Source organism: Neoaquamicrobium sediminum (genome assembly GCF_040970315.1).
GTDB classification, from domain to species: domain Bacteria; phylum Pseudomonadota; class Alphaproteobacteria; order Rhizobiales; family Rhizobiaceae; genus Aerobium; species Aerobium sediminum.
Map to the genome: position 1 here is coordinate 573,520 of NZ_JAZHFV010000006.1, position 20,309 is coordinate 593,828.

Below are 20,309 nucleotides of genomic sequence, written 5' to 3' on the forward strand. Positions count from 1 at the left end.
CCACGCAGCCGCGGCGGCGAAGCGGCGGGAAAGGCGAAAAGGACGAGGAAAATGAGCATCAATCTGCAGAAGCCGGACATTACCGAACTCAAGCCGCGTATCACCGTGTTCGGTGTTGGTGGTGGTGGCGGCAATGCCGTCAACAACATGATCACCGCCGGTCTGCGTGGCGTCGACTTTGTCGTTGCCAACACTGATGCACAGGCGCTCACCCAGTCGAAGGCAGACCGGCTAATCCAGCTCGGCGCGCACGTGACCGAGGGTCTGGGCGCCGGCTCGCAGCCGGAAGTGGGGCGTGCAGCCGCTGAAGAGTGCATCGACGAGATCGTCGACCACCTCTCCAACACGCATATGTGCTTCGTCACTGCCGGCATGGGCGGCGGCACGGGTACGGGTGCAGCCCCGGTCGTCGCACGCGCTGCCCGCGAGAAGGGCATCCTGACGGTTGGCGTCGTGACCAAGCCGTTCCACTTCGAAGGCCAGCGCCGCATGAAGACGGCGGATATGGGCATCGAGGAATTGCAGAAGAGCGTCGATACGCTCATCGTCATTCCCAACCAGAACCTCTTCCGCATCGCCAACGACAAGACCACCTTCGCCGACGCCTTCGCGATGGCCGACCAGGTGCTCTATTCGGGCGTTGCCTGCATCACCGACCTGATGGTCAAGGAAGGCCTGATCAACCTCGACTTCGCCGATGTTCGCTCGGTGATGCGCGAGATGGGCAAGGCGATGATGGGCACCGGCGAAGCGTCCGGCGAAGGCCGCGCAATGGCAGCCGCCGAAGCGGCGATCGCCAACCCGCTGCTCGACGAAACGTCGATGAAGGGCGCGAAGGGCCTGCTGATCTCCATCACTGGTGGTCGTGACCTGACGCTGTTCGAGGTTGACGAAGCAGCAACCCGCATCCGCGAGGAAGTGGACCAGGATGCCAACATCATCCTCGGCGCCACGTTCGACGAGGAACTGGAAGGCGTCATCCGCGTCTCGGTCGTCGCCACGGGCATCGACAAGTCGGCTGCGGACATCAACATGCCGCCGATTGCCGTGCGCCAGCCGCAGAAGCCGGTCCAGCAGCAACAGCGTCCGGTCGAGGTTCGTCCGGCGCAGCCAGCGCCGGTCCAGTCCGAAGCGCCGCGTGCTGCCGATCCCGTCGCCGAAGCGATCCGCATCGCGGAAATGAACGCCGAAATGGCTGCAACGGCTCCCCGTGCCGCCGCCGAGCAGGAGTTCCGCCCGCAGAGCAAGCTGTTCGCGCAGCCGGCTCCCGAAGCTGCCGCTCCGCAGGTGGTGCAGCAGCCCGTACAGATGCGTCCGGCACCGGTGGCTGAGCATGCTCCCGCGCCGCAGATGGCTGCACCCGCCCAGCCGCGCATGCCGCGCGTCGAGGATTTTCCGCCGGTCGTGCGGGCGGAACTGGAAGCTCCGCATGCACATGACGGCGAAGAGCGCGGTCCGATGGGCTTGCTGAAGCGCCTGACCCAGGGGCTCTCGGCAGGTCGCCGCGAAGACGAGCCTGCACGCCTTCAGCCGGCACAGCCGCGAGAGCCGCGCCTGCGCCAGCCGGAGCAGCGCCGTCCGCAGATGAGCGACACGCAGGCCTATGCGCCGCGCCGTGGCCAGCTCGACGACCAGGGCCGGCTATCGGTTCAGCCGCGTGGACCGCAGGATGACGACCAGCTCGAAATCCCGGCATTCCTGCGCCGGCAGGCCAACTAGCAAAGGTTCCGGGCGGTTCGCCGCCCGGCCACCTTCAAGGCTTTTTCATTGCGGTAACGCAATGTTACAGGCGAGTGCTGACGCACTCGCCTTTTGCCGTCAAAGGCAAAATGATAACAAAGGGTTAAAGCTCAGAGTGAAATCGCGCTCTGGCGTAACAGAAGGTAAGAAACCGTGATTTGGACTCTCCGGTCCGGAACTTTATCTTCCCAACCAAGCGTTACGGTCAGGGGATTCGTGGGGATGAGAATCCGCCGACCGGTGAGAAGAGCCGCAATCGGAATGCCGATATAGCGGGCGTAACCGGGACGGGCCTATGGGGATCGACTTGCACGACTACCAGACCACGCTCAATTCGCGCGTGTCGTTATCCGGCACGGGTGTACACAGCGGAAAAACCGTTTCCATTCACTTCAGCCCGGCAGACCCTGACACCGGCATCGTATTCACGCGTGTTCTCGGCAATGGCGAGACAGTGGAGATGCGGGCACTGGTGGCGGAAGTGGGCGGTACGGATCTGAGCACGATCCTCGGCGATCCTGCCGGTGTTCATGTCGCGACTGTCGAGCATCTGCTGGCCGCGCTGTCTTCCCTGCGTATCGACAATCTGGCCATCGAGATAGATGGAAACGAGGTTCCCGTGCTCGACGGCAGCGCCGGTCCGTTCGTGGAGGCGTTCGATCAGGTCGGGATCAAGCAGCAGGCGGTCAAGCGCCGCTATATCCGCATCGTGAAGCCTGTTCGCATCGAGAGCGGCGCGTCCTGGGCCGAGTTTCGCCCTCACGACGGAACCCGCTTCGAGATCGAGATCGATTTCGACAGCCCCGCCATCGGCCGGCAGTTCTATGCGGCGAACGTCACGCCGGACCTGTTCCGCAAGGACATTGCGCGGGCACGCACCTTCGGCTTCATGAAAGATGTCGAGCGTCTTTGGGCCGCCGGCTACGCGCTGGGCTCGTCGCTCGAGAATTCCGTGGTGATCGGCGACGACGACCGTGTCATCAACATGGAAGGCCTGCGCTATTCCAACGAATTCGTGCGCCACAAGATGCTGGATGCGATGGGCGACCTGGCGCTGGCGGGTGCGCGTTTCATCGGCTGCTTCCGGTCCTACCGTGGCGGGCACCGGTTGAATGCGACCGCACTGCGGCGGCTGCTTTCGGATCGCTCGGCATTCGAGATCGTCGAGACAGGTCGCCGGGAAAGCGGCCGCAAGGCGGAGATGATTGCCGTCAACGCGCCGGTTTACGCTCCCTGGGCTATCTGACAGCTCACCGACGGGCCGTTATCCGGCTGTGCATTGCAGCGACGGTAACATCTGATCGCCACAAAAAAGTGCCATTGCAGGGCAAGAACGTTGCCGAGGGACGGTAGTTGAATTATGACTGCCGCGACATTCGAGCATCGGGCCGCGAGACGATTGCAATTTTCGCAGAGCGTCGATGCGTTGCCAGGTTACTGAACGCCAGAGGGGCGAACACCCGTATGAATGATTTCCGGAGAGCCGCTTGCGACAGGCGCCCCCGTATGGTCGGGCTGGTCGTGTCTGCCATTGCGCTGCCGCTGCTTGTCTCGGCCTGCGCCAGCGATCGCGACGTCGACCTCGCGGCATATGTCGAGAGTGTTGAACCGGCCGATACCCTTTACAACCAGGGTCTTGCGAACCTCGAGGCCGGTCGGCTGAGCGAAGCCGGAAAGAAGTTCGAGGCGGTAGATCGCCAGCACCCCTATTCGGAGCAGGCCCGCAAGGCGATGGTCATGAATGCCTTCGCCCAGTACCGCCAGGGCAACTACGAAGAGGCCGTGACCGCCGGTCAGCGCTACGTTTCGCTTTATCCGACCACCGACGATGCGGCGTACGCGCAGTACATCGTAGGCCTGTCCTATTTCCGGCAGATTCGCGACGTCACCCGCGACCAGAAGGAATCGCGCCGCGCGCTTGAAGCGATGCAGGAGGTGATCGACCGGTGGCCGGAGTCCGAATATGTCGAGGATGCCAAGGCCAAGATCCGGTTTGCCCGCGACCAGCTCGCCGGCAAGGAAATGCAGATCGGCCGTTACTACCTCGAGCGTCGTGAGTACATCGCCGCCGTCAAGCGGTTCCGCAATGTCGTCGAGGTCTATTCCGATACCCGCCACGTCGAGGAGTCGCTGGCACGTCTGACGGAGACCTATTACGCCATGGGCCTCGCTTCCGAGGCGCAGACGGCTGCCGCCGTTCTCGGCCACAACTATCCCGAGAGCCAGTGGTACAAGGATTCCTACGCGCTTCTGCAATCGGGTGGCCTCTCGCCGCGCGAGAATCAGGAGTCCTGGCTCAGCCGGGCCGGCTCGCTGCTCGGCGGGAACGCCAGAAGCTGATCCAGACTTCGCCAGAGGCTAGATGCTCGCCCACCTGTCGATCCGCGATATCGTACTGATCGAACGGCTCGACATTGATTTTTCGACCGGCCTCTCGGTGCTGACCGGCGAGACCGGCGCCGGCAAGTCGATCCTGCTCGATGCGCTGTCGCTCGCGCTTGGTGCGCGCGGCGATGCCTCGCTGGTCCGCAACGGGGCGGGGCAGGGCAATGTCATTGCGATCTTCGATGTTCCCCAAAATCATCCGGCGCGTGAACTCCTGCGCGAAAACGGGCTCGATGACGACGGCGATCTGATCCTGCGGCGAAGCCAGTCGGCGGACGGCCGCAGCCGGGTCTTCGTCAACGATCAACCCACAAGCGTCACGCTGCTGCGCCAGATCGGCCGCGCCCTGGTGGAGATTCATGGCCAGCATGACGACCGCGCGCTGGTGGATGCCGCGGCGCATCGCGACCTGCTGGACGCGTTCGGCGGGCATGTCGGCGCGGCGCAGTCGGTCGCCCGAGCGTGGCGCACATGGCGTGCAGCGGAGCAAGCGCTTGTCAGCCATCGCGCAAAGGTCGAGGCTGCCGCGCGCGAGGCGGACTATCTGCGCGCGTCGGTCGAAGAGCTTTCGCGTCTCGAGCCGCAGCCCGGCGAGGAGACCGAGCTCGCTGAGCGCCGCGCGGCCATGATGCACGCGGAGAAGATCGCCTCGGACATTTCGGACGCTCAGGACGTGCTGTCGGGGCCGAATTCATCGGTTCCGCAACTGGCAAGCCTGCTGCGACGGCTGCAGCGCAAGGCCGAGGCCGCGCCTGGCCTGCTGGACGAGATCATCAGGACGCTGGACGAAGCGCTGATTTCGCTCGATGCCACGCAGGAGGCGGTTGATGCCGCGCTGAGGGCAGCCGAGTTCGATCCCAAGGCGCTGGAAGATGCCGAGGAGCGGCTGTTCGCGCTGCGGGCCGTTGCCCGCAAGCATTCCGTTGCCGTCGACGATCTGGCGGCATTGCGCGACGCCATGGCAGCCGACCTGACCGATCTCGATGCGGGCGAGGAACGACTTGCCGGGCTGGAGAAGGACGCGGTTGCCGCCCGCGCGGCCTACGACGAGGCAGCGGCGCACCTGTCCGAACTGCGCAAGGGAACGGCTGAAGCGCTGGCGCGCTCGGTGATGAAGGAACTACCCGCGCTCAAACTGGAGCGCGCGGAATTTATCGTCGAAATCAATTCGGAGCCGGAGGACCGTACGGAAGCCGGCATAGACCAGATCGAGTTCTGGGTGCGCACCAATCCCGGCACGCGTGCGGGGCCGATCATGAAGGTCGCTTCCGGCGGTGAGCTTTCACGGTTCCTTCTGGCGCTGAAGGTCGCGCTGGCCGATCGCGGTTCGGCACCCACGCTCGTCTTCGACGAGATCGATACCGGCGTAGGCGGCGCGGTTGCCGATGCGATCGGACAGCGGCTCGCCCGGCTTGCAAGCCATATCCAGGTGCTCTCGGTCACCCATGCGCCGCAGGTCGCAGCACGCGCGGGCACGCACTACCTGATCTCCAAGTCGGGCGGGGCCGACAAGGTCGCGACTGGCGTCGCGGCGCTCGGGCGGCCCGACAGGCAGGAAGAGATCGCGCGCATGCTTGCCGGCGCGACCATCACCGATGAAGCACGGGCTGCCGCCGAGCGACTTCTGCGCGAAAACGCCGTGGTCTCCTGACACGGGGCTCTTGAGCGCCGCGTCGGCCACGCTAGTGTATCGCACCTGCCGCAGCCCGGATTCTCGTCATGCCCCGTTCCCCAAAGCCCGTCGAAGACCTTTCCGCCGAGGAGGCAGCGGAGGAACTGGCAGCACTTGCCGCCGAGATTGCCGAACATGACAGGCGCTATCACGGCGAGGACGCGCCGACGATCTCGGATGCCGAGTACGACGCCCTGCGCTTGCGCAATGCGGAGATAGAGGCTGCCTTTCCCGAGCTGATGCGCGAGGATTCGCCATCCGCCGCCGTTGGCGCAGCACCCTCTGGTGCGTTCGGGCAGGTCGTCCACGCAAAGCCGATGCTGTCGCTGGACAATGTCTTTTCCGATGAGGACGTGCGCGACTTCGTTGCTTCCGTGCGCCGGTTCTTGGCTCTGCCGGCGGAGGGCGAGCTGGCATTCACCGCCGAGCCGAAAATCGACGGCCTGTCGATGTCACTGCGCTACGAGAATCGCGAGCTGGTGACGGCGGCCACGCGTGGCGACGGCTCGACCGGCGAGAACGTCACCGCCAATATCCGCACGCTCGACGAGGTGCCGCAACGGTTGCCGGATGACGCGCCGGATGTGGTGGAGGTGCGCGGCGAGGTCTATATGCGCCGCGACGACTTTCTGGCGCTCAACGAACGCATGGCGGAAGAGACCGGCCGCGTCTTCGCCAATCCGCGCAATTTCGCCGCCGGCAGCCTGCGCCAGAAGGATCCGGAGAACACACGCAAGCGGCCGCTGAGGTTCTTCGCCTATGCGTGGGGCGAGACGAGTGCGCCGCTGGCGGAAACGCAGTTCGAAGCCGTGAAGCGGCTGGGCTCGTGGGGGTTCCGGATCAACGACCATATGGGCATCTGCCGATCGGTCGAGGAGATGCTGGCGCGCTATCGCACAATCGAGGCCGAGCGGGCGAGCCTGCCCTATGACATCGATGGCGTCGTCTACAAGGTCGACCGGCTCGACCTTCAGGAACGGCTCGGTTTCCGCTCGCGCAGCCCGCGCTGGGCGACCGCGCACAAGTTCCCCGCCGAGAAGGCGACGACTGTGCTGCGCGCGATCGAGATACAGGTCGGCCGCACCGGTGCGCTGACGCCCGTGGCGCGGCTCGAACCGGTGACAGTCGGCGGTGTCGTCGTAACCAACGCGACGCTGCATAACGAGGACTACATTCGCGGCATCGGCAATGACGGGCAGCCGATTCGCGAGGGCAGGGACATCCGCGTCGGCGACACCGTTCTGGTGCAGAGGGCCGGCGACGTCATCCCGCAAATCCTCGACATCGTGCCCGAGAAACGCCCGGCGGATGCGCAGCCTTACGTCTTTCCCGACCGTTGCCCGGCATGCGACAGCCATGCAGTGCGCGAGGAAGGGGAGGCCGTGCGCCGCTGCACGGGAGGGCTCGTCTGTCCGGCGCAGGCCGTTGAGCGCATCCGGCATTTCGTGTCGCGCAACGCGTTCGACATTGAAGGCCTGGGAGAGAAACAGATCGAGTTCTTCTTCAACCACGAAGACGCTTCACTGCGCATACGCACCCCGGCCGACATCTTTACGCTCAAGGCGCGGCAGGAAGGCTCGCTGACCAAGCTGGAGAATGTCGAAGGTTTCGGCGCCGTGTCCGTACGCAAGCTTTACGCTGCCATCGACGATCGGCGGCAGGTCGCGCTGTCGCGGTTCCTGTTCGCGCTCGGCGTGCGCCATATCGGCGAGACCAACGCCAAGCGGCTGGCGCGGCACTATCTGTCGTTTGAGGCCCTGCGCGCAGGCGCCAGCGAAGCGGTGATGCCCGAAGGCAAGGGCGACCCCGGCAATGCCGCCTGGCAGGAACTGGTCGGGATCAACGGCATCGGCTCCGTCGTGGCCGAGGCGCTGGTGGAGTTCTTTGCCGAGGCGCATAACAACGAAGCCGTGGATGCACTGCTTGCCGAGGTGACGCCATTGGACGAAGAACCTGTGGGCGATATCTCGTCTCCGGTGGCCGGCAAGACCGTCGTCTTTACCGGCGCGCTCGAGCGGATGTCGCGCGACGAAGCCAAGGCCATGGCCGAGCGGCTTGGGGCCAAGGTCGCCGGCTCAGTTTCCAAGAAGACCGATCTTGTCGTCGCCGGGCCCGGTGCGGGTTCCAAGCTGAAGCAGGCGACCGAGCTCGGCATCGAAGTGATCGACGAGGACGCCTGGTTCGAGCGTGTCGGGCAGTAGGCTGTTTCAGCGCGCGAGACAGGGACCGGTGACGCGAAAAAGTTTCGCCCGATTGCTCAGCTTCGTTGAAGAGTCATCCGCCAGATGAACCCTTCAGGAAAGTCGGCGCCGCGAACGCGATCCGGAAACCTTAAGCGGTGCGTTCGCCGGTGTTCGCGGAAGCTTCGTTTTTTGTGGCTGATTGGTTCAAGCGAATTCATGTGACAGGCCAGCGGTGCTGACCTAAATACGCGTCACCTGAGCGAGGCTACATGTCCATTGCCGAAACGACCGGGCAGAAATTCAGCCCCAGAAGCGATTTTCTCGACGGCGCCCGCCGGGGGCTGCCGGTGGTGCTCGCCTCTGCGCCTTTCGGCCTGCTGTTCGGCGCGCTTGCCATCCAGAACGGGATGACACTCGGCGAAGCGGTGCTGATGAGCGCTACCGTCTATGCCGGCGCCAGCCAGATGGTCGGGCTCGAACTGTTCGGGCAGACGATCGCGCCGTGGCTCATCGTGCTGTCGATCTTCGCGGTCAATTTCCGGCACGTGCTCTATTCGGCGGCCCTTGGCCGCAAGGTAACCCACTGGACGTCGGCGCAACGCGCGTTCGGCTTCTTCTTCCTCGTCGATCCGCAATATGCCGAGGGCGAGAAACAGAGCCTGAGGGGTCGGCTCTCGTTCGCCTGGTATATGGGCATGGCCACACCGATCTATGTCTGCTGGGTGATCGAAGCCGGGCTCGGCGCGGCGTTCGGCAGCCTGATACCCAATCCACATGCGCTCGGCCTCGATTTTCTGCTGCCGATCTATTTCCTCGGTCTGGTGATGGACTTTCGCAAGCGGCCGCTCTGGCTGCCCGTGGTCAGCGTCAGTGCCGCAGCCTCCATTGCCGCCTACTATTTCGTCGGCTCGCCCTGGCATGTGTCGATCGGTGCCGCTGCCGGCATCGCACTTGCGGCCATGATGCCGCCGAACGGGGAGGGCACGGGCGCATGAGCACCACGATCTGGATCATCCTGGCCGGCGCGCTCGCAACCTACATATCGCGCATTGGCGGCCATCTGGTGCTGTCGCGGTTCGATCGCGTTCACCCGCGTGTCGAGGCTGGATTGAACGCGGTGCCGGCTGCGGTGCTGACGACACTGGTTGCGCCGGTCGCCACCACCGGCGGTCCGGCGGAATGGGCCGCCCTCGTGGTTGCCGGGGTGGTTGCGTTGCGCGGCAGTCTGTCGGCGATGTTCGTCGCAGGCGCGGTCGTGCTGATCGTGCTGCGCAACACGCTATAGGGCAGCCGTAGCAGCCTCCAGCCACGCAAGCACCTCGCCATCCACCATGGGGCCGATCTCCTTCAACACGCGCCTATGATAGGCGTCGAGCCAGCTGCGCTCGGCAGGCGAGAGCATGTCGGTTGCGATCAGCCGGCGGTCGAAGGGCGCCAGCGTCAGCGTCTCGAAGCCGTGCATCGCGATGTCGCCGCCGGGGATCGGCTCCGGTTCCGTGACAACGATCAGGTTCTCGAGCCTGATGCCGTAGCCGCCTTCCTTGTAATAGCCGGGCTCGTTGGAAAGGATCATTCCGGCATGCAGCTTTTGCGCGCCGGTCTTGGCGATGCGCTGCGGCCCCTCGTGCACGGAGAGGAACGCGCCGACGCCGTGGCCGGTGCCGTGGGCGTAGTCGATGCCGGCATTCCAGTGTGCCTGACGCGCGATTGGGTCGACATCCATGCCGCGGGTGCCGGGCGGGAAGCGCAGCATCGACAGGGCGATCAGGCCTTTCAGCACGATCGTATAGCGTTCGCGCATCTCGTCGGTCGGAGCGCCGATTGCGATCGTGCGGGTGATGTCGGTGGTGCCGTCCTGATACTGGCCGCCGGAATCGACGAGGTAGAGTTCGCCGTCGCCAAGGGTGCGGTTGGTCTTCGTGGTCACGCGATAGTGGATGATGGCGCCGTTCGGCCCCGCGCCCGAGATTGTGTCGAACGATATGTCGCGCAGCGGCATCTGGACGTCCGCGCCGGTGGTTGTACGAAACCCTTCCAGTGCCTGGACTGCCTGGATTTCGTCGACAGAACCGGTCTTCTGCGCGTCCAGCCAGCACAGGAACTTCGCCATCGCCGCGCCGTCACGCCGGTGGGCGGCGCGACTGCCCTGCAGCTCGGCCGCATTCTTGATTGCGCGCGGTAGTCGCGCCGGGTCGGGCAGGGACAGAACCGTGCCACCGTTTTCTTCGACGATGAGGCGCAGGCGCTCCGCGGCGAGCGCCGGGTCGAGCGCGACCTTGCCGCCCGCCGCCGCGATCCGGGCGAGTTCGCCTTCCAGCATTTGCGGGTCCAGAATGTCGGCGAGCTGAGTCAGATAGGCCTCGGTTTCGATGGTCAGCTTTTCACGCGCGAGAAAGAGCTGTGGCAGACCCTCGGCGGCAATAATGGAAAATCCCAGCGCCAGCGGGGTGTGCGGCACGTCGCGCCCGCGGATATTGAATGCCCAGGCAAGCGACGACGGGTCCGTCAGCACGGCGTGGCTCGCGCCGTCCTTGCGCAGGGTTTCGGCTAGGCGGTCGATCTTGTCCTTCGCCAGTTCTCCGGCAAAGCCGATTGGCTGTATCTCGACCTTTTCGGCCGGCGGAGCCGGTCGATCCGACCAGATGGCATCGACGAGGTTGCCTTGCACAGGCACGAGCGTCGCGCCGGCCTTGTCCAGCGATTTGCGCAAGGCAGCAGCTTCGGCCATCGTGTGCAGCCAGGAGTCGAAGCCGATCTTCATGCCGGCGCGGGCATTCGCCTCAAGCCATTTGGCCGGTGGGTTCTCAACCAGGCTGTCGATGTCGAAGGTCGCGGCATCGACCTGCGCGCGCGCCTGAAGCGTGTAGCGACCGTCGACGAACAGGATCGCGCGTGAGGCGAGCACAAGCGCGGCGCCGGCGGAGCCGGTAAAGCCAGTCAACCATTGCAAACGCTCGGAAGAGGCAGCGACATACTCGCCCTGGTGCTCATCGGCGCGCGGCACAAGAAAACCGTCCAGCCCAGCGTCTGAGAGCCTTTCACGCAGTTGCGCGACCCTGGCGATGCCCTGGCTCGGATCGGTGCGCGGGTCAAATGACTGGAACATGGCTTTCCTCGCTTAGCTGTGCCGCTGCAAAGGTCTATCCGCGAGGCCGGGCGGTTGCAACGCGTTCGAGAGATGGGTCTCGTTAAGAGTGTGTGCGTTGCAGCAAATCTCTTCGCACTTGCAAAAACGCATGGTTCCCATGCGGAAACGTCTCTGGTTGTTTAGGTCAGTACTGCTTACCTTTCGAGGCGTGGAGGAACAACGTAACTGACAGGAGACGTGAAAATGGGACACAACCCTGCAAAGCGTGGTTTTTTCCGTAGTGCACTCGACGCGATGGTGGCTGCCCGTGAACAGCAGGCCAAGCGCTATGTCGCGAACGCGCTGCTAGCGCTGGACGACGACACGCTGAAGGCCAGCGGCTACAGCCGCGCCGAGCTCAAGCGCACCGGTGGAGTTTCTTATCTGTTCTGAGCCGCGTGGGGCGACGCCGCACGGAACATGAAGAAGGCGGTCCTGACGGGCCGCCTTTTTCGTTGAGGGATCATCGTTTCAGGTGGATCGTAACCCAGCCTTCGCGGTGGGTCGTTCGCACGTGGCGGAAGCGCTGGCCGGCATAGGCTGCGACCACCGCGTCGCGCTGGCGGTCCAGAATGCCGGACAGGACCAGCGAGCCGCCGGGCGTGACAAAGGTCGCCATCTGCGGTGCAAGCCGCATCAGCGGTCGCGCCAGAATGTTCGCCACGATTAGATCGAAAGGACCGCGCGCGGCGAAGATGGGGTCCTGAAAGCCGGCGGCAGTTACGGTTTCGACATAGGTTGAAACGCCGTTCAGCCGCACATTCTGCGCGGCCACTTTCGTGGCAACCGCGTCTATGTCGGTCGCGAGCACGGGAATACGTGACAGCTTCGCCAGTGCGATCGCCAGCACGGCGCTGCCCGTTCCAAGGTCCAGTGCATTGCGCGGAGCTTCACGACGCGCCACGCGATGAAGCATTTCGAGGCAGCCGGCGGTGGTGCCGTGGTGGCCGGTACCGAAGGCAAGACCAGCCTCGATTTCGATGCCCAAATCGCCGATGCGGCGTTTTTCGCGATCATGGGCGCCGTGGATGAGGAACCGGCCGGCACGGACCGGCTTCAGGCCTTCCAGCGACTTGGTGACCCAGTCGATGTCGGGCAGTTCTTCGTGGACGATCTCGAGCGATGCACCCGGCGCGCCGGCGGCGCTGCGGATGCGCTTCTCGATGTCGCTCGCGTTGGCGGCGTCCGTATAAACGGAGATTTCCTCCGTTCCCTCCGCTTCGTCGATCTCGAAGACGGCAAGCGCGAGGCCGTCATCCTCGAATTCGCGTTCCAGCAAGCTGAAAAGCGTGGTCGACTCCGGTCGAGTGGCGATGAAATGCAGGCGTGTCTGGACCACGGCGAGCAGTCTCAGCCCGCCGCCAGGCGCTTGAGCTTGGCGACCGCGGTTTCGGGGTTCTCGCCATAGGCGATGGTTCCGGCAAAGTCGCCGGCGCGATCGAGCAGCATCACGGACGCCGTGTGATCCATCGTGTAGTCACCGTTCTCCAAGTCGACCTTCTTCCAGTAGATGCCGAATGACTTCACCATCGCCAGCACCTTCTCGGGCTCTCCGGAGATGCCGGTGATGCGGTCCGAGACGTTCGTGACGTAGGAACCGATCACTTCAGGCGTGTCGCGCTCGGGGTCGACCGTCACGAAGAAGGCGTTGATGTCCTTGCCTTCGTCGCCGAGCTGCTTCAGCCAGCCGTCGAGCTCAAAAAGCGTCGTCGGGCAGACTTCCGGGCAGTGGGTGAAGCCGAAGAAGACGGCACTCGGCGTGCCGCGGAACGCTGCTTCGGTGATCTCTGCGCCGTCCTGGTCGACGAGGGTGAAGGGGGCGCCGTAGGCCTCCCCGGCATTCTGGCCGCGATACCAGTCGAAGGTCAGCCAGCCGACGCCGGCCACCATGATCAGGAGTATGCCGACGAGGATCGATCGCATCATGATGATTGAAGTCCCTGAGAGTTGGTCTGGCCGTGCGCCGGGTCAGAAACACCAGGCAAGGCCCGATTCGACCAATGCCATGAAGATTGCCGGGGCGTGCTCCAGCCAGCCCGCGAAAGCAAGGCCCATCGCCGCCGCGAGTGCGACAGCGGCCAGCGCGAGCGCCGCGGGGCGCACGAAGGGATGACTGAAACCAGACATGTGCGTGTGATACTCCCTCCGCCCGGTGCGCGAAAGATGTCAACTTGCCGCGAACGGATGGCTCACGGAACTATGATCTGAAGCGGTAAGGCTGCGTGTGAAGGATTGAGCCGCGCGAGGGCGCGCGCTAATGGCTTTGTCATGGCTCCAAGTCTTCCCAAGGATTCCGACCCGCGCATTCACACCACGGCAGAGCTGAAAGGGTGTCGGCTTGGCCGTTATGTTGCGGTCGCCGAACGCGTGATCCTGCGGGAGGTCTCCGTGGGCGACTATTCCTATTTCGAGCGCCACGGTGAGGCGATCTACACTACGGTCGGCAAGTTCTGCTCGATTGCGGCCAATGTGCGCCTCAACGCGCTCGAACATCCGCTGGAACGGATCACAACGCACAAGGTCACGTACCGGCCGAACGAGTATTTCAACTATCTCGGCGTCGATCAGGGCTTTCGCGAGCGCAGGCGGGCGCGGCCGGTGACGATCGGCAACGACGTCTGGATCGGCCACGGCGCGGTCGTCATGCCGGGCGTCACCATCGGCGATGGCGCCGTCATTGGCGCCAATGCGGTGGTTACCCGGGACGTGTCCGCGTACGAGATCGTTGCCGGGGTGCCGGCCAAGCGGATCAGGATGCGTTTCGAACCGGAGATCTCGGCCCGGCTGCAGGCCCTGGCCTGGTGGGACTGGCCCGCCGAGAAGCTGGCCGAGGCTGTGCCGGATATGCAGGCAATGGATGCCGAAGCTTTCCTTGCTCGGTGGGGCGGCTGATATTCTTTCGCCCATCAATATAAAATTTGATTTGTATTTTACGCAGTAACCATACCGGTTATCGATAACAGACCATTTGTGAGCATCGTTAAGGAATTTCTGCACTTACTGGTTGTATTTCTCGCGCATAAGTGGCTTTCTTGTTTTTGGAGATAGGCCGAAGGAAGCGGAGGGACTTCAAGACAAGGGAGAAGTGTCATGAAGAAGTTCACCGCATTTGCCACCGTTGCACTCGTTTGCTCGTTCGCCTCCGTCTCGGCTGAGGCCGGCGGTTGGGGCGGGAGCCGGGGCAACAATCAGTCGAGCGGGCTCATCAACGTTTCGCCGACGGTTCGCACCGGTGACCTCAACGTGCTGAGGGGCATCGGCATCCTCAACAACTCGCCGGTCCTGTCCGGCAACAATCTCGGACTGGGCATCCTCGGCAACGGCACCGGCCTGCTCAACAATGTCATTACGGCGCCCGAGCGCAATCGCCGCGGACATCGGCGCTAGGCCGTGCCTTTCGGGGCAGGGGACATCTCCTGCCCCTCTTTCGTGATATGAGGGGCGCTATAGCTTTCTGGTTGCGGCGAGCTGCACGTCGACCGTGCGCTTCTCAATGTCGTAGAGCGTTATCCGGTGGCGCTTCAGGTCGACGCGGAGCACCAGGTTCAGGTTTTCGTTGGCTTGCCATGCAGCCTCGCCGTAGAGGCCGTACAGCATTTCCCGGTTGCCGATGGCGAGATTGTCGCGGCGCTCGTCGAATATGCCCGTCGAGAACAAGATCGACGGTGTGGCCTGATAGCCCAGTTCTGCCTCGGCGCGACGCACCCATACCGCAACGGGATCGTCAGTCGACGTCGTGTCATAGCCAGCACGCAGCTTGCCGCGCAGCGAAAAACCGGCCGGCAGAGGGGTCGCACCGGTGACTTCGAGCGCGGGCCGGATCTCGCTGAAACCGTTGTCGGGCAGTTGCAGCATTTCGAAACCCAGGGCTGCCGACATGCTGGCCTTGTTTTCGAACGTATGTGTGGCGTGAAGCTTCACGCCATGCTCCGGCAAAAGCAATTCGGAAAGCGGCTCCAGCGCATGGGTCCGGCGAAGCCCCGTCGTCACCGACCCGCCGTAGCTGATTGAACCCGCTGTTCGGGTCAGCGTCGCGCCGAGACGCAGCCGGTCGCGTTCCGGGTCGAACGCTGCCGGAAGCAACAGGTCATCCTGAAAATGCGTTCTGCCTGCGAATTCCCGTGCGGCGGCGGCTTCAAGCACAAGCACGGTACCGGGAGCGACGAGCCGACCGGCCTGAACTGCCCCGGCCAGCACAGTCTTTCGCGTGCGCGTGCCAAGGATGAAATCCTCGACGGCGAAATCGTCGCCGTCAGAAAACATTCTTACCGACAGGCTGCCTCGAAGTTCGAGCGTGTCGGAGACCCGGGCGGTTGTCTCGGCACCGATGCCGAAGGTCGCGTCGTCTTCGAAATCGTAAGTATCGAAGCGACGGAGCTCCATATGGGCCGTGAGCTTGGTGGACCCAAGATCGTGGTCGACCGTGTGTTCAAGCGCGCCGCGCAGCTCCGTGTACCAGTCGGCGAGCGCCAGCGGCCCATCAAGTGCATTCGTCGTGTGGTGGCGCGCGAGCGTGAACGTGAGCTTCGGGGAAGCCGCGTTCTCGCCCGCGCTGGCGTCCACCGTCATGAGCCCCAATGCGGCAGACGCAATCGTGATCGACCGGATGAGACGCACCACAACCTCCCGAGCGCGAAGGCGCCCCTTCCGCCGCGGGGGTGGGTGTGACGGAAGGGGCCCGGAGGTAAACCGCCCGGAAGCGGAAGGTACAGGCACCATTGCCTGCAAGACGGAGATTACGTCGATGCTCGCAAAAGTTTAAGAAAAATCTTCTACACTTTTTGAGTGTATGTGGTTGTGCTCGTAACCCAGGTCAGGCCGCGCTTACGAAGCCGTCCAGCACACGCTTCTGGCCGGCCTTGTCGAAGTCGATGGTCAGCTTGTTGCCTTCGATAGCTGCGATGTTGCCGTTTCCGAACTTCTGGTGGAACACGCGGTCGCCCACTTTGAACGCGGAAGGGGAGTCCGAGACCGACTTGGCGACGAGTTCGCCTTCGATGGTGCGGCCCTTCACGCTGGTGCGGCCGGCTCCGTAGCCGGAATCCACCTCGCCATAGCCGATCCGCTCGACCGAGTGGCCCGAGCGCGAACCCCAGTTGCGGTCGGTCGCCTCGGTGCGGTTCTGCTGCGCGCGCTGCCAGCCCGGCGTTGCATAGGTATTGGAGAAGGAGCCGCTCTGGCCCACATTGTCGAAGCGCGACGCGCCGTAGGGGTTCTGTCGCCCCGCCTGCCGCTCGCCGAAGCTGCCTGTGCCGTAGCCGCCATAAGACGAGCCGGTTTCGGCCACCTCGACATGGGCTTCCGGCAGTTCGTCGAGGAACCGCGACGGGATGGTCGACTGCCAAAGGCCGTGAATGCGCCTGTTGGAGGTGAACCAGAGGTGCAGGTTCTTCTTGGCGCGGGTCAGGCCGACATAGGCGAGGCGCCGCTCTTCCTCCAACCCCGAGCGGCCCCCTTCATCCAGCGCGCGCTGATGCGGAAACAGGCCTTCCTCCCAGCCCGGCAGAAAGACGGTGTCGAATTCGAGCCCCTTGGCCGAATGCAGCGTCATGATGTTGACGGCATCCATCTCCTCGTTCTGCTCGGCATCCATGACCAGAGCGACATGCTCCAGGAACCCGCGCAGCGATTCATATTCCTCCATGGAGCGGATCAGCTCCTTGAGGTTTTCCAGTCGACCCGGCGCTTCTGCCGAGCGGTCGTTCTTCCACATTTCCGTGTAGCCGGACTCTTCGAGGATGGTTTCGGCGAGTTCGGTATGCGGTGTGTTGTCGAGCAGGCCCTGCCAGCGCGCGAAGTTGGCCGCGACCTCGCGGAGCGCCGCGCGGGGCTTGGGCTTCATCTCGTCGCTTTCGGCGAGCTTGGCGGCGGCCTCCAGCATCGGCACGCGCAAGGCCCGAGAGGTATCGTGAACCTGGCGGATGGCCGCTTCGCCCAGCCCGCGCTTGGGCACGTTGACGATGCGCTCGAAGGCGAGGTCGTCGGCACCCTGCGCCACTACGCGGAAATAGGCCATCGCGTCGCGGATTTCCTGCCGTTCGTAGAAGCGCGGACCGCCGATGACGCGGTAGTTCAGGCCGAGCGTGACGAAGCGGTCCTCGAATTCGCGCATCTGGAAGGATGCGCGGACCAGGATCGCCATGTCGTTGAGATTGTGTTGCCGGCGCTGAAGCGCCTCGATTTCCTCGCCGACCGCGCGGGCTTCTTCTTCCGAATCCCACGCCGCGTGAACCATCACCTTGGCGTCGTCGGCATCGGCCTTTTCGGTGAACAGCGTCTTGCCCAGCCGCCCTTCGTTGTGGGCGATCAGATGGGAGGCTGCGCCGAGGATGTGCGCGGTGGAGCGGTAGTTGCGTTCCAGCCGGATGACGGCCGCGCCCGGAAAGTCCTTTTCGAAACGCAGGATGTTGTCGACCTCGGCGCCGCGCCAACCGTAGATCGACTGGTCGTCGTCGCCTACGCAGCAGATGTTGACGCTCGCGGCCGAGCGCCCGCTGGCCTCCGCGGGGGCGGGCGAAAAGTCGCCCGCCGCCCGGTCGGGCTTGCGGCCTTCGGCCGGCACGGCAGCACCGCGTTTTGTCTCAGGCCGCTGGGCGAGCAGCCGCAGCCACATATACTGGGCGGTGTTGGTGTCCTGATACTCGTCGACCAGGATGTATTTGAATTTGGCGTGATATTCGCGCAGCACGTCGGGATGCTGGCGGAAAATGCGGATCGGGTGGCACAGCAGGTCGCCGAAATCGCAGGCGTTGAGCGTGTGGAGCCGGTCCTGGTAAGCCCTGTAAAGCTCGCGGCCCTTGCCATTTGCGAAGGCTCTGGCGTCGCCTTCGGCAATCTCCTCGGGCCCGAGGCCCTTGTTCTTCCAGCCGTCGATCATCTGCGCGAACTGGCGTGCCGGCCAGCGCTTGTCGTCCAGCCCCTCGGCCTGGATCAACTGCTTGATCAGGCGGATTACGTCGTCGGTGTCGAGGATCGTGAAGTCCGAGCGCAGCCCTGCCAGTTCGGCATGACGGCGCAGGAGCTTGACGCCGATGGAGTGGAACGTACCCAGCCACGGCATGCCTTCTACCGCTTCACCGACCAGCACGCCGATGCGCTGCTTCATCTCGCGCGCGGCCTTGTTGGTAAAGGTGACAGCGAGGATCTGGCTCGGCCAGGCGCGGCCGGTGGCGAGGATATGCGCGATGCGGGTGGTGAGCACGCGGGTCTTGCCGGTGCCGGCACCTGCCAGCACGAGGACCGGGCCTTCCGTGGTCTCGACCGCAAGACGCTGCTCTGGGTTCAGCCCGGTCAGATAGTCGGGCGCGCGATGGGCCGAGCGCGCGGCCATGGCACGCGCAGCGATGCCGCCGCCGGCAGGTTGCGCGGCAGGCTGACCCTTCGAGCGCGGCGTATCGTCCTCGTCGAAGAAAGGAATATCGTCGGGAAATCCGGACATCTCACCCGAATGTAGTGATTCGGGGGTGAAAGACCAGCGTTCCCGTAACGTTCATGCAAGATGAGGCTTTCGAACCCTTGGCGGGAATGCCGGGTCGCGCTATCGTTGTCGCGGGCTGGAGATGGCCCGCAGTCCGCGCCCGCAAGGGTCTGGCGAACATCTCTAAAAACCTTCCAATCCGGTTTTCCATCCGGCGAAGGCATCGGCAACGCGGACACTGATGAAGCCAGTCGCCGGCTGAAAAGGACCGGAAATCATGCGCACCTACCGCGATGCCAAGGCCATGGCGAAAGCCATGCGCGAGGCGCTTGCCGAGCGAAAGCTGGATATACAGCACAACGAGGCACTGGAAATCGTCGCCCGCCAGTTCGGGCTCGATACGTGGAATATCCTCTCGGCCAAAATTGCCGAAGAAGTCGGGACTACAGCAAGGCGCGACGATATAGCCTTTGAGCAGGCGGTTCCGATCGTGCGCATCTTCGACGTGGCCAAGGCGCACGAGTTCTATCTCGAATTCCTCGGCTTCTCGGTCGACTGGGAACACCGGTTCGGGGAGAATTTTCCGCTCTACACGCAGGTATCGCGCGGCGATCTGAAACTGCATCTTTCGGAACATGCCGGTGACGCGACACCGGGCGGCAACATGGTCGTCTACATGGAAGGCATCCGCAGTTTCCACGCCGAACTTCTTGCCAAGAACTACCGTTATATGAAGCCGGGTCTCGAGAAGCAGGATTGGGGCCTCGAAATGGCTGTGACCGATCCCTTCAACAACCGCATGCGGTTCATGGAGCGGTAGGACGGCTAGGCCACCTTGTGGCGGGCGCCGGACATCCCGACGCCCGTCAGTATGCGGTGTCGGGCTCGTCCCGCCTGGCGCGCAGATGGCGGGCCTCCATCAGAATTCGGCGGGCATAGATGACGTCGATGGGGATCGGCTGGCGCAGTCGCCGGATGTCTTGGAGTTCTTGCTCCACCAATCTTTGGGCGCGCCGCAGATCGTGATCGGTGTAGGCTTCATCCAGCGCCACCGCGCAAGCAAAGTGGGCGACGTCGCCGGTGATGCCGTCGTGCATGATTTCTCTTCTCCGACCATTCCCCGTCGGACTCGCGCCGTGGTGAGTCGCCCCTGCCTGCGATTGTGGAAGTGTCCGGCGCACGATCAAGGCGGGTGAGGGGATGAAGCTGTGCAAAGGCCGTCAGGGTTAATCGTTGCCTAACGGCGTCTCGGCGTGTTCCGGTGGCGTCAGCCGGCCTTGCGGCGGATGCCGATCGAGCGGCCCGCGCGCTCCGGGACCGGCAGGTTAGCATGTGCGGCTCGCATCGCCTCGATGTTGGCAAGAACATCTGGCGGGAAGGGGCAGACCTTGGGGCCGCTCATGTCGATATGCAGGGTCAGGACCTCCGATGTCGCGGCGAGCCAGCCGTCGGCGTGGTGCAGTTCCTGGAAGACGTGAAAACGTTTCTCGTCGTGATCGAGCATCTGGAAGGTGGAGGTGACCTTGTCGCCGAGGTGCAACTCGCGGACGTAGCAGACGTGGATCTCGGCGGTGTAGGTTGTCAGTCGCCGCTCGCCTGCATATTTCGGCCCCATGCCCAGCAGCTCGAAGGCTTCGTCGGCGCAACGGTCGAACAGGACGTTGTAGTAGGCCATGTTCATGTGGCCGTTATAATCGATCCAGTCCTTCTCGACCTCGAGAACGCGCGAGACGAAAGGGGCGGGATTGGCCATTGCTGATTCCTGTCTTTTGGGGCAGGGCCGCG

Annotated in this window: 19 protein-coding genes; 11 read left to right on the forward strand and 8 right to left on the reverse strand. The window is 63.9% G+C overall.

What is annotated here, in order from left to right; translation table 11 throughout:
• Window positions 1-51 precede the first annotated feature (51 nt).
• From ftsZ to V1479_RS19515, 7 genes are all read left to right on the forward strand, one after another.
• Window positions 52-1,719: a cell division protein FtsZ gene (ftsZ, locus tag V1479_RS19485; protein WP_173192166.1), complete on the forward strand. Its 1,668-nt coding sequence runs from the start codon at window positions 52-54 to the stop codon at window positions 1,717-1,719.
• A gap of 316 nt (window positions 1,720-2,035) precedes the next feature.
• The gene (gene lpxC, locus V1479_RS19490; RefSeq protein WP_173192164.1) at window positions 2,036-2,986 is read left to right on the forward strand and encodes a UDP-3-O-acyl-N-acetylglucosamine deacetylase; all 951 of its coding nucleotides are present in this window, start codon (window positions 2,036-2,038) and stop codon (window positions 2,984-2,986) included.
• Between the two features lie 260 nt (window positions 2,987-3,246).
• Window positions 3,247-4,080: an outer membrane protein assembly factor BamD gene (locus V1479_RS19495; RefSeq protein WP_173192162.1), complete on the forward strand. Its 834-nt coding sequence runs from the start codon at window positions 3,247-3,249 to the stop codon at window positions 4,078-4,080.
• 22 nt (window positions 4,081-4,102) lie between these two features.
• Window positions 4,103-5,776 carry a DNA repair protein RecN gene (gene recN / locus V1479_RS19500; RefSeq protein ID WP_368804411.1) on the forward strand — a complete coding sequence of 558 codons (1,674 nt, stop codon included), beginning with the start codon at window positions 4,103-4,105 and terminating at the stop codon, window positions 5,774-5,776.
• Window positions 5,777-5,844: 68 nt separating this feature from the next.
• Window positions 5,845-7,998, forward strand: a complete 2,154-nt coding sequence (gene ligA, locus V1479_RS19505) for an NAD-dependent DNA ligase LigA (RefSeq protein ID WP_368804412.1) — start codon at window positions 5,845-5,847, stop codon at window positions 7,996-7,998.
• Window positions 7,999-8,249: 251 nt separating this feature from the next.
• The gene (locus V1479_RS19510) at window positions 8,250-8,975 is read left to right on the forward strand and encodes an AzlC family ABC transporter permease (protein WP_368804413.1); all 726 of its coding nucleotides are present in this window, start codon (window positions 8,250-8,252) and stop codon (window positions 8,973-8,975) included.
• On the forward strand, window positions 8,972-9,265 hold the full coding sequence (locus tag V1479_RS19515; RefSeq protein ID WP_173192156.1) for an AzlD family protein: 294 nt from the start codon (window positions 8,972-8,974) through the stop codon (window positions 9,263-9,265). Before V1479_RS19510 ends, V1479_RS19515 begins: the two co-directional genes overlap by 4 nt.
• Here the strand turns inward: V1479_RS19515 and V1479_RS19520 are convergent.
• A complete protein-coding gene (locus V1479_RS19520) occupies window positions 9,260-11,086 on the reverse strand; it encodes an aminopeptidase P family protein (RefSeq protein WP_368804414.1) in 1,827 nt (608 codons plus the stop codon). The two genes, V1479_RS19515 and V1479_RS19520, sit on opposite strands and share 6 nt — an antisense overlap.
• Window positions 11,087-11,311: 225 nt before the next feature.
• Here V1479_RS19520 and V1479_RS19525 point away from each other — a divergent pair, with 225 nt between their 5' ends.
• Entirely contained in the window at window positions 11,312-11,500 is a 189-nt protein-coding gene (locus tag V1479_RS19525; protein WP_368804415.1) for a hypothetical protein, read from the forward strand.
• A 70-nt stretch (window positions 11,501-11,570) separates the two neighbouring features.
• Here the strand turns inward: V1479_RS19525 and V1479_RS19530 are convergent, their stop codons facing one another.
• The 3 genes from V1479_RS19530 to V1479_RS19540 are packed head-to-tail and all read right to left on the reverse strand — an operon-like array spanning window position 11,571 to window position 13,234.
• A complete protein-coding gene (locus tag V1479_RS19530) occupies window positions 11,571-12,446 on the reverse strand; it encodes a 50S ribosomal protein L11 methyltransferase (protein ID WP_368804416.1) in 876 nt (291 codons plus the stop codon).
• 11 nt (window positions 12,447-12,457) lie between these two features.
• Window positions 12,458-13,033, reverse strand: coding sequence for an SCO family protein (locus tag V1479_RS19535; protein WP_368804417.1), 576 nt, complete (start codon window positions 13,031-13,033; stop codon window positions 12,458-12,460).
• Between the two features lie 42 nt (window positions 13,034-13,075).
• Window positions 13,076-13,234: a hypothetical protein gene (locus V1479_RS19540; protein WP_368804418.1), complete on the reverse strand. Its 159-nt coding sequence runs from the start codon at window positions 13,232-13,234 to the stop codon at window positions 13,076-13,078.
• Window positions 13,235-13,375: 141 nt separating this feature from the next.
• Between V1479_RS19540 and V1479_RS19545 the strand changes: the two genes are divergently transcribed.
• The gene (locus tag V1479_RS19545; protein WP_368804419.1) at window positions 13,376-13,999 is read left to right on the forward strand and encodes a DapH/DapD/GlmU-related protein; all 624 of its coding nucleotides are present in this window, start codon (window positions 13,376-13,378) and stop codon (window positions 13,997-13,999) included.
• A gap of 198 nt (window positions 14,000-14,197) precedes the next feature.
• Window positions 14,198-14,494 (forward strand): hypothetical protein, encoded by a 297-nt coding sequence (locus tag V1479_RS19550; protein ID WP_368804420.1) that lies wholly within the window; start codon window positions 14,198-14,200, stop codon window positions 14,492-14,494.
• Between the two features lie 57 nt (window positions 14,495-14,551).
• Here V1479_RS19550 and V1479_RS19555 read toward each other — a convergent pair whose 3' ends face one another.
• Complete coding sequence (locus V1479_RS19555; protein WP_368804421.1) at window positions 14,552-15,724, reverse strand: hypothetical protein; 1,173 nt, start codon at window positions 15,722-15,724, stop codon at window positions 14,552-14,554.
• A 196-nt stretch (window positions 15,725-15,920) separates the two neighbouring features.
• A complete protein-coding gene (locus tag V1479_RS19560) occupies window positions 15,921-18,545 on the reverse strand; it encodes an ATP-dependent helicase (RefSeq protein WP_368804422.1) in 2,625 nt (874 codons plus the stop codon).
• Window positions 18,546-18,801: 256 nt separating this feature from the next.
• Here V1479_RS19560 and V1479_RS19565 point away from each other — a divergent pair, with 256 nt between their 5' ends.
• The gene (locus V1479_RS19565) at window positions 18,802-19,344 is read left to right on the forward strand and encodes a glyoxalase superfamily protein (protein ID WP_368804423.1); all 543 of its coding nucleotides are present in this window, start codon (window positions 18,802-18,804) and stop codon (window positions 19,342-19,344) included.
• Window positions 19,345-19,390: 46 nt separating this feature from the next.
• Here V1479_RS19565 and V1479_RS19570 read toward each other — a convergent pair whose 3' ends face one another.
• Window positions 19,391-19,621, reverse strand: coding sequence for a hypothetical protein (locus V1479_RS19570; protein ID WP_368804424.1), 231 nt, complete (start codon window positions 19,619-19,621; stop codon window positions 19,391-19,393).
• A gap of 170 nt (window positions 19,622-19,791) precedes the next feature.
• Complete coding sequence (locus tag V1479_RS19575) at window positions 19,792-20,277, reverse strand: thioesterase family protein (protein WP_368804425.1); 486 nt, start codon at window positions 20,275-20,277, stop codon at window positions 19,792-19,794.
• Between the last annotated feature and the right edge of the window lie 32 nt (window positions 20,278-20,309).

Coding starts and splice junctions, on each gene's coding strand:
- V1479_RS19565 (WP_368804423.1), top strand. CDS start 18,802: ATGCGCACCTACCGCGATGCCAAGGCCATGGCGAAAGCCATGCGCGAG.
- ligA (WP_368804412.1), top strand. CDS start 5,845: ATGCCCCGTTCCCCAAAGCCCGTCGAAGACCTTTCCGCCGAGGAGGCA.
- V1479_RS19520 (WP_368804414.1), bottom strand. CDS start 11,086: ATGTTCCAGTCATTTGACCCGCGCACCGATCCGAGCCAGGGCATCGCC.
- lpxC (WP_173192164.1), top strand. CDS start 2,036: ATGGGGATCGACTTGCACGACTACCAGACCACGCTCAATTCGCGCGTG.
- V1479_RS19570 (WP_368804424.1), bottom strand. CDS start 19,621: ATGCACGACGGCATCACCGGCGACGTCGCCCACTTTGCTTGCGCGGTG.
- ftsZ (WP_173192166.1), top strand. CDS start 52: ATGAGCATCAATCTGCAGAAGCCGGACATTACCGAACTCAAGCCGCGT.
- V1479_RS19535 (WP_368804417.1), bottom strand. CDS start 13,033: ATGATGCGATCGATCCTCGTCGGCATACTCCTGATCATGGTGGCCGGC.
- V1479_RS19525 (WP_368804415.1), top strand. CDS start 11,312: ATGGGACACAACCCTGCAAAGCGTGGTTTTTTCCGTAGTGCACTCGAC.
- V1479_RS19515 (WP_173192156.1), top strand. CDS start 8,972: ATGAGCACCACGATCTGGATCATCCTGGCCGGCGCGCTCGCAACCTAC.
- V1479_RS19545 (WP_368804419.1), top strand. CDS start 13,376: ATGGCTCCAAGTCTTCCCAAGGATTCCGACCCGCGCATTCACACCACG.
- V1479_RS19550 (WP_368804420.1), top strand. CDS start 14,198: ATGAAGAAGTTCACCGCATTTGCCACCGTTGCACTCGTTTGCTCGTTC.
- V1479_RS19540 (WP_368804418.1), bottom strand. CDS start 13,234: ATGTCTGGTTTCAGTCATCCCTTCGTGCGCCCCGCGGCGCTCGCGCTG.
- V1479_RS19575 (WP_368804425.1), bottom strand. CDS start 20,277: ATGGCCAATCCCGCCCCTTTCGTCTCGCGCGTTCTCGAGGTCGAGAAG.
- V1479_RS19560 (WP_368804422.1), bottom strand. CDS start 18,545: ATGTCCGGATTTCCCGACGATATTCCTTTCTTCGACGAGGACGATACG.
- V1479_RS19495 (WP_173192162.1), top strand. CDS start 3,247: ATGGTCGGGCTGGTCGTGTCTGCCATTGCGCTGCCGCTGCTTGTCTCG.
- recN (WP_368804411.1), top strand. CDS start 4,103: ATGCTCGCCCACCTGTCGATCCGCGATATCGTACTGATCGAACGGCTC.
- V1479_RS19510 (WP_368804413.1), top strand. CDS start 8,250: ATGTCCATTGCCGAAACGACCGGGCAGAAATTCAGCCCCAGAAGCGAT.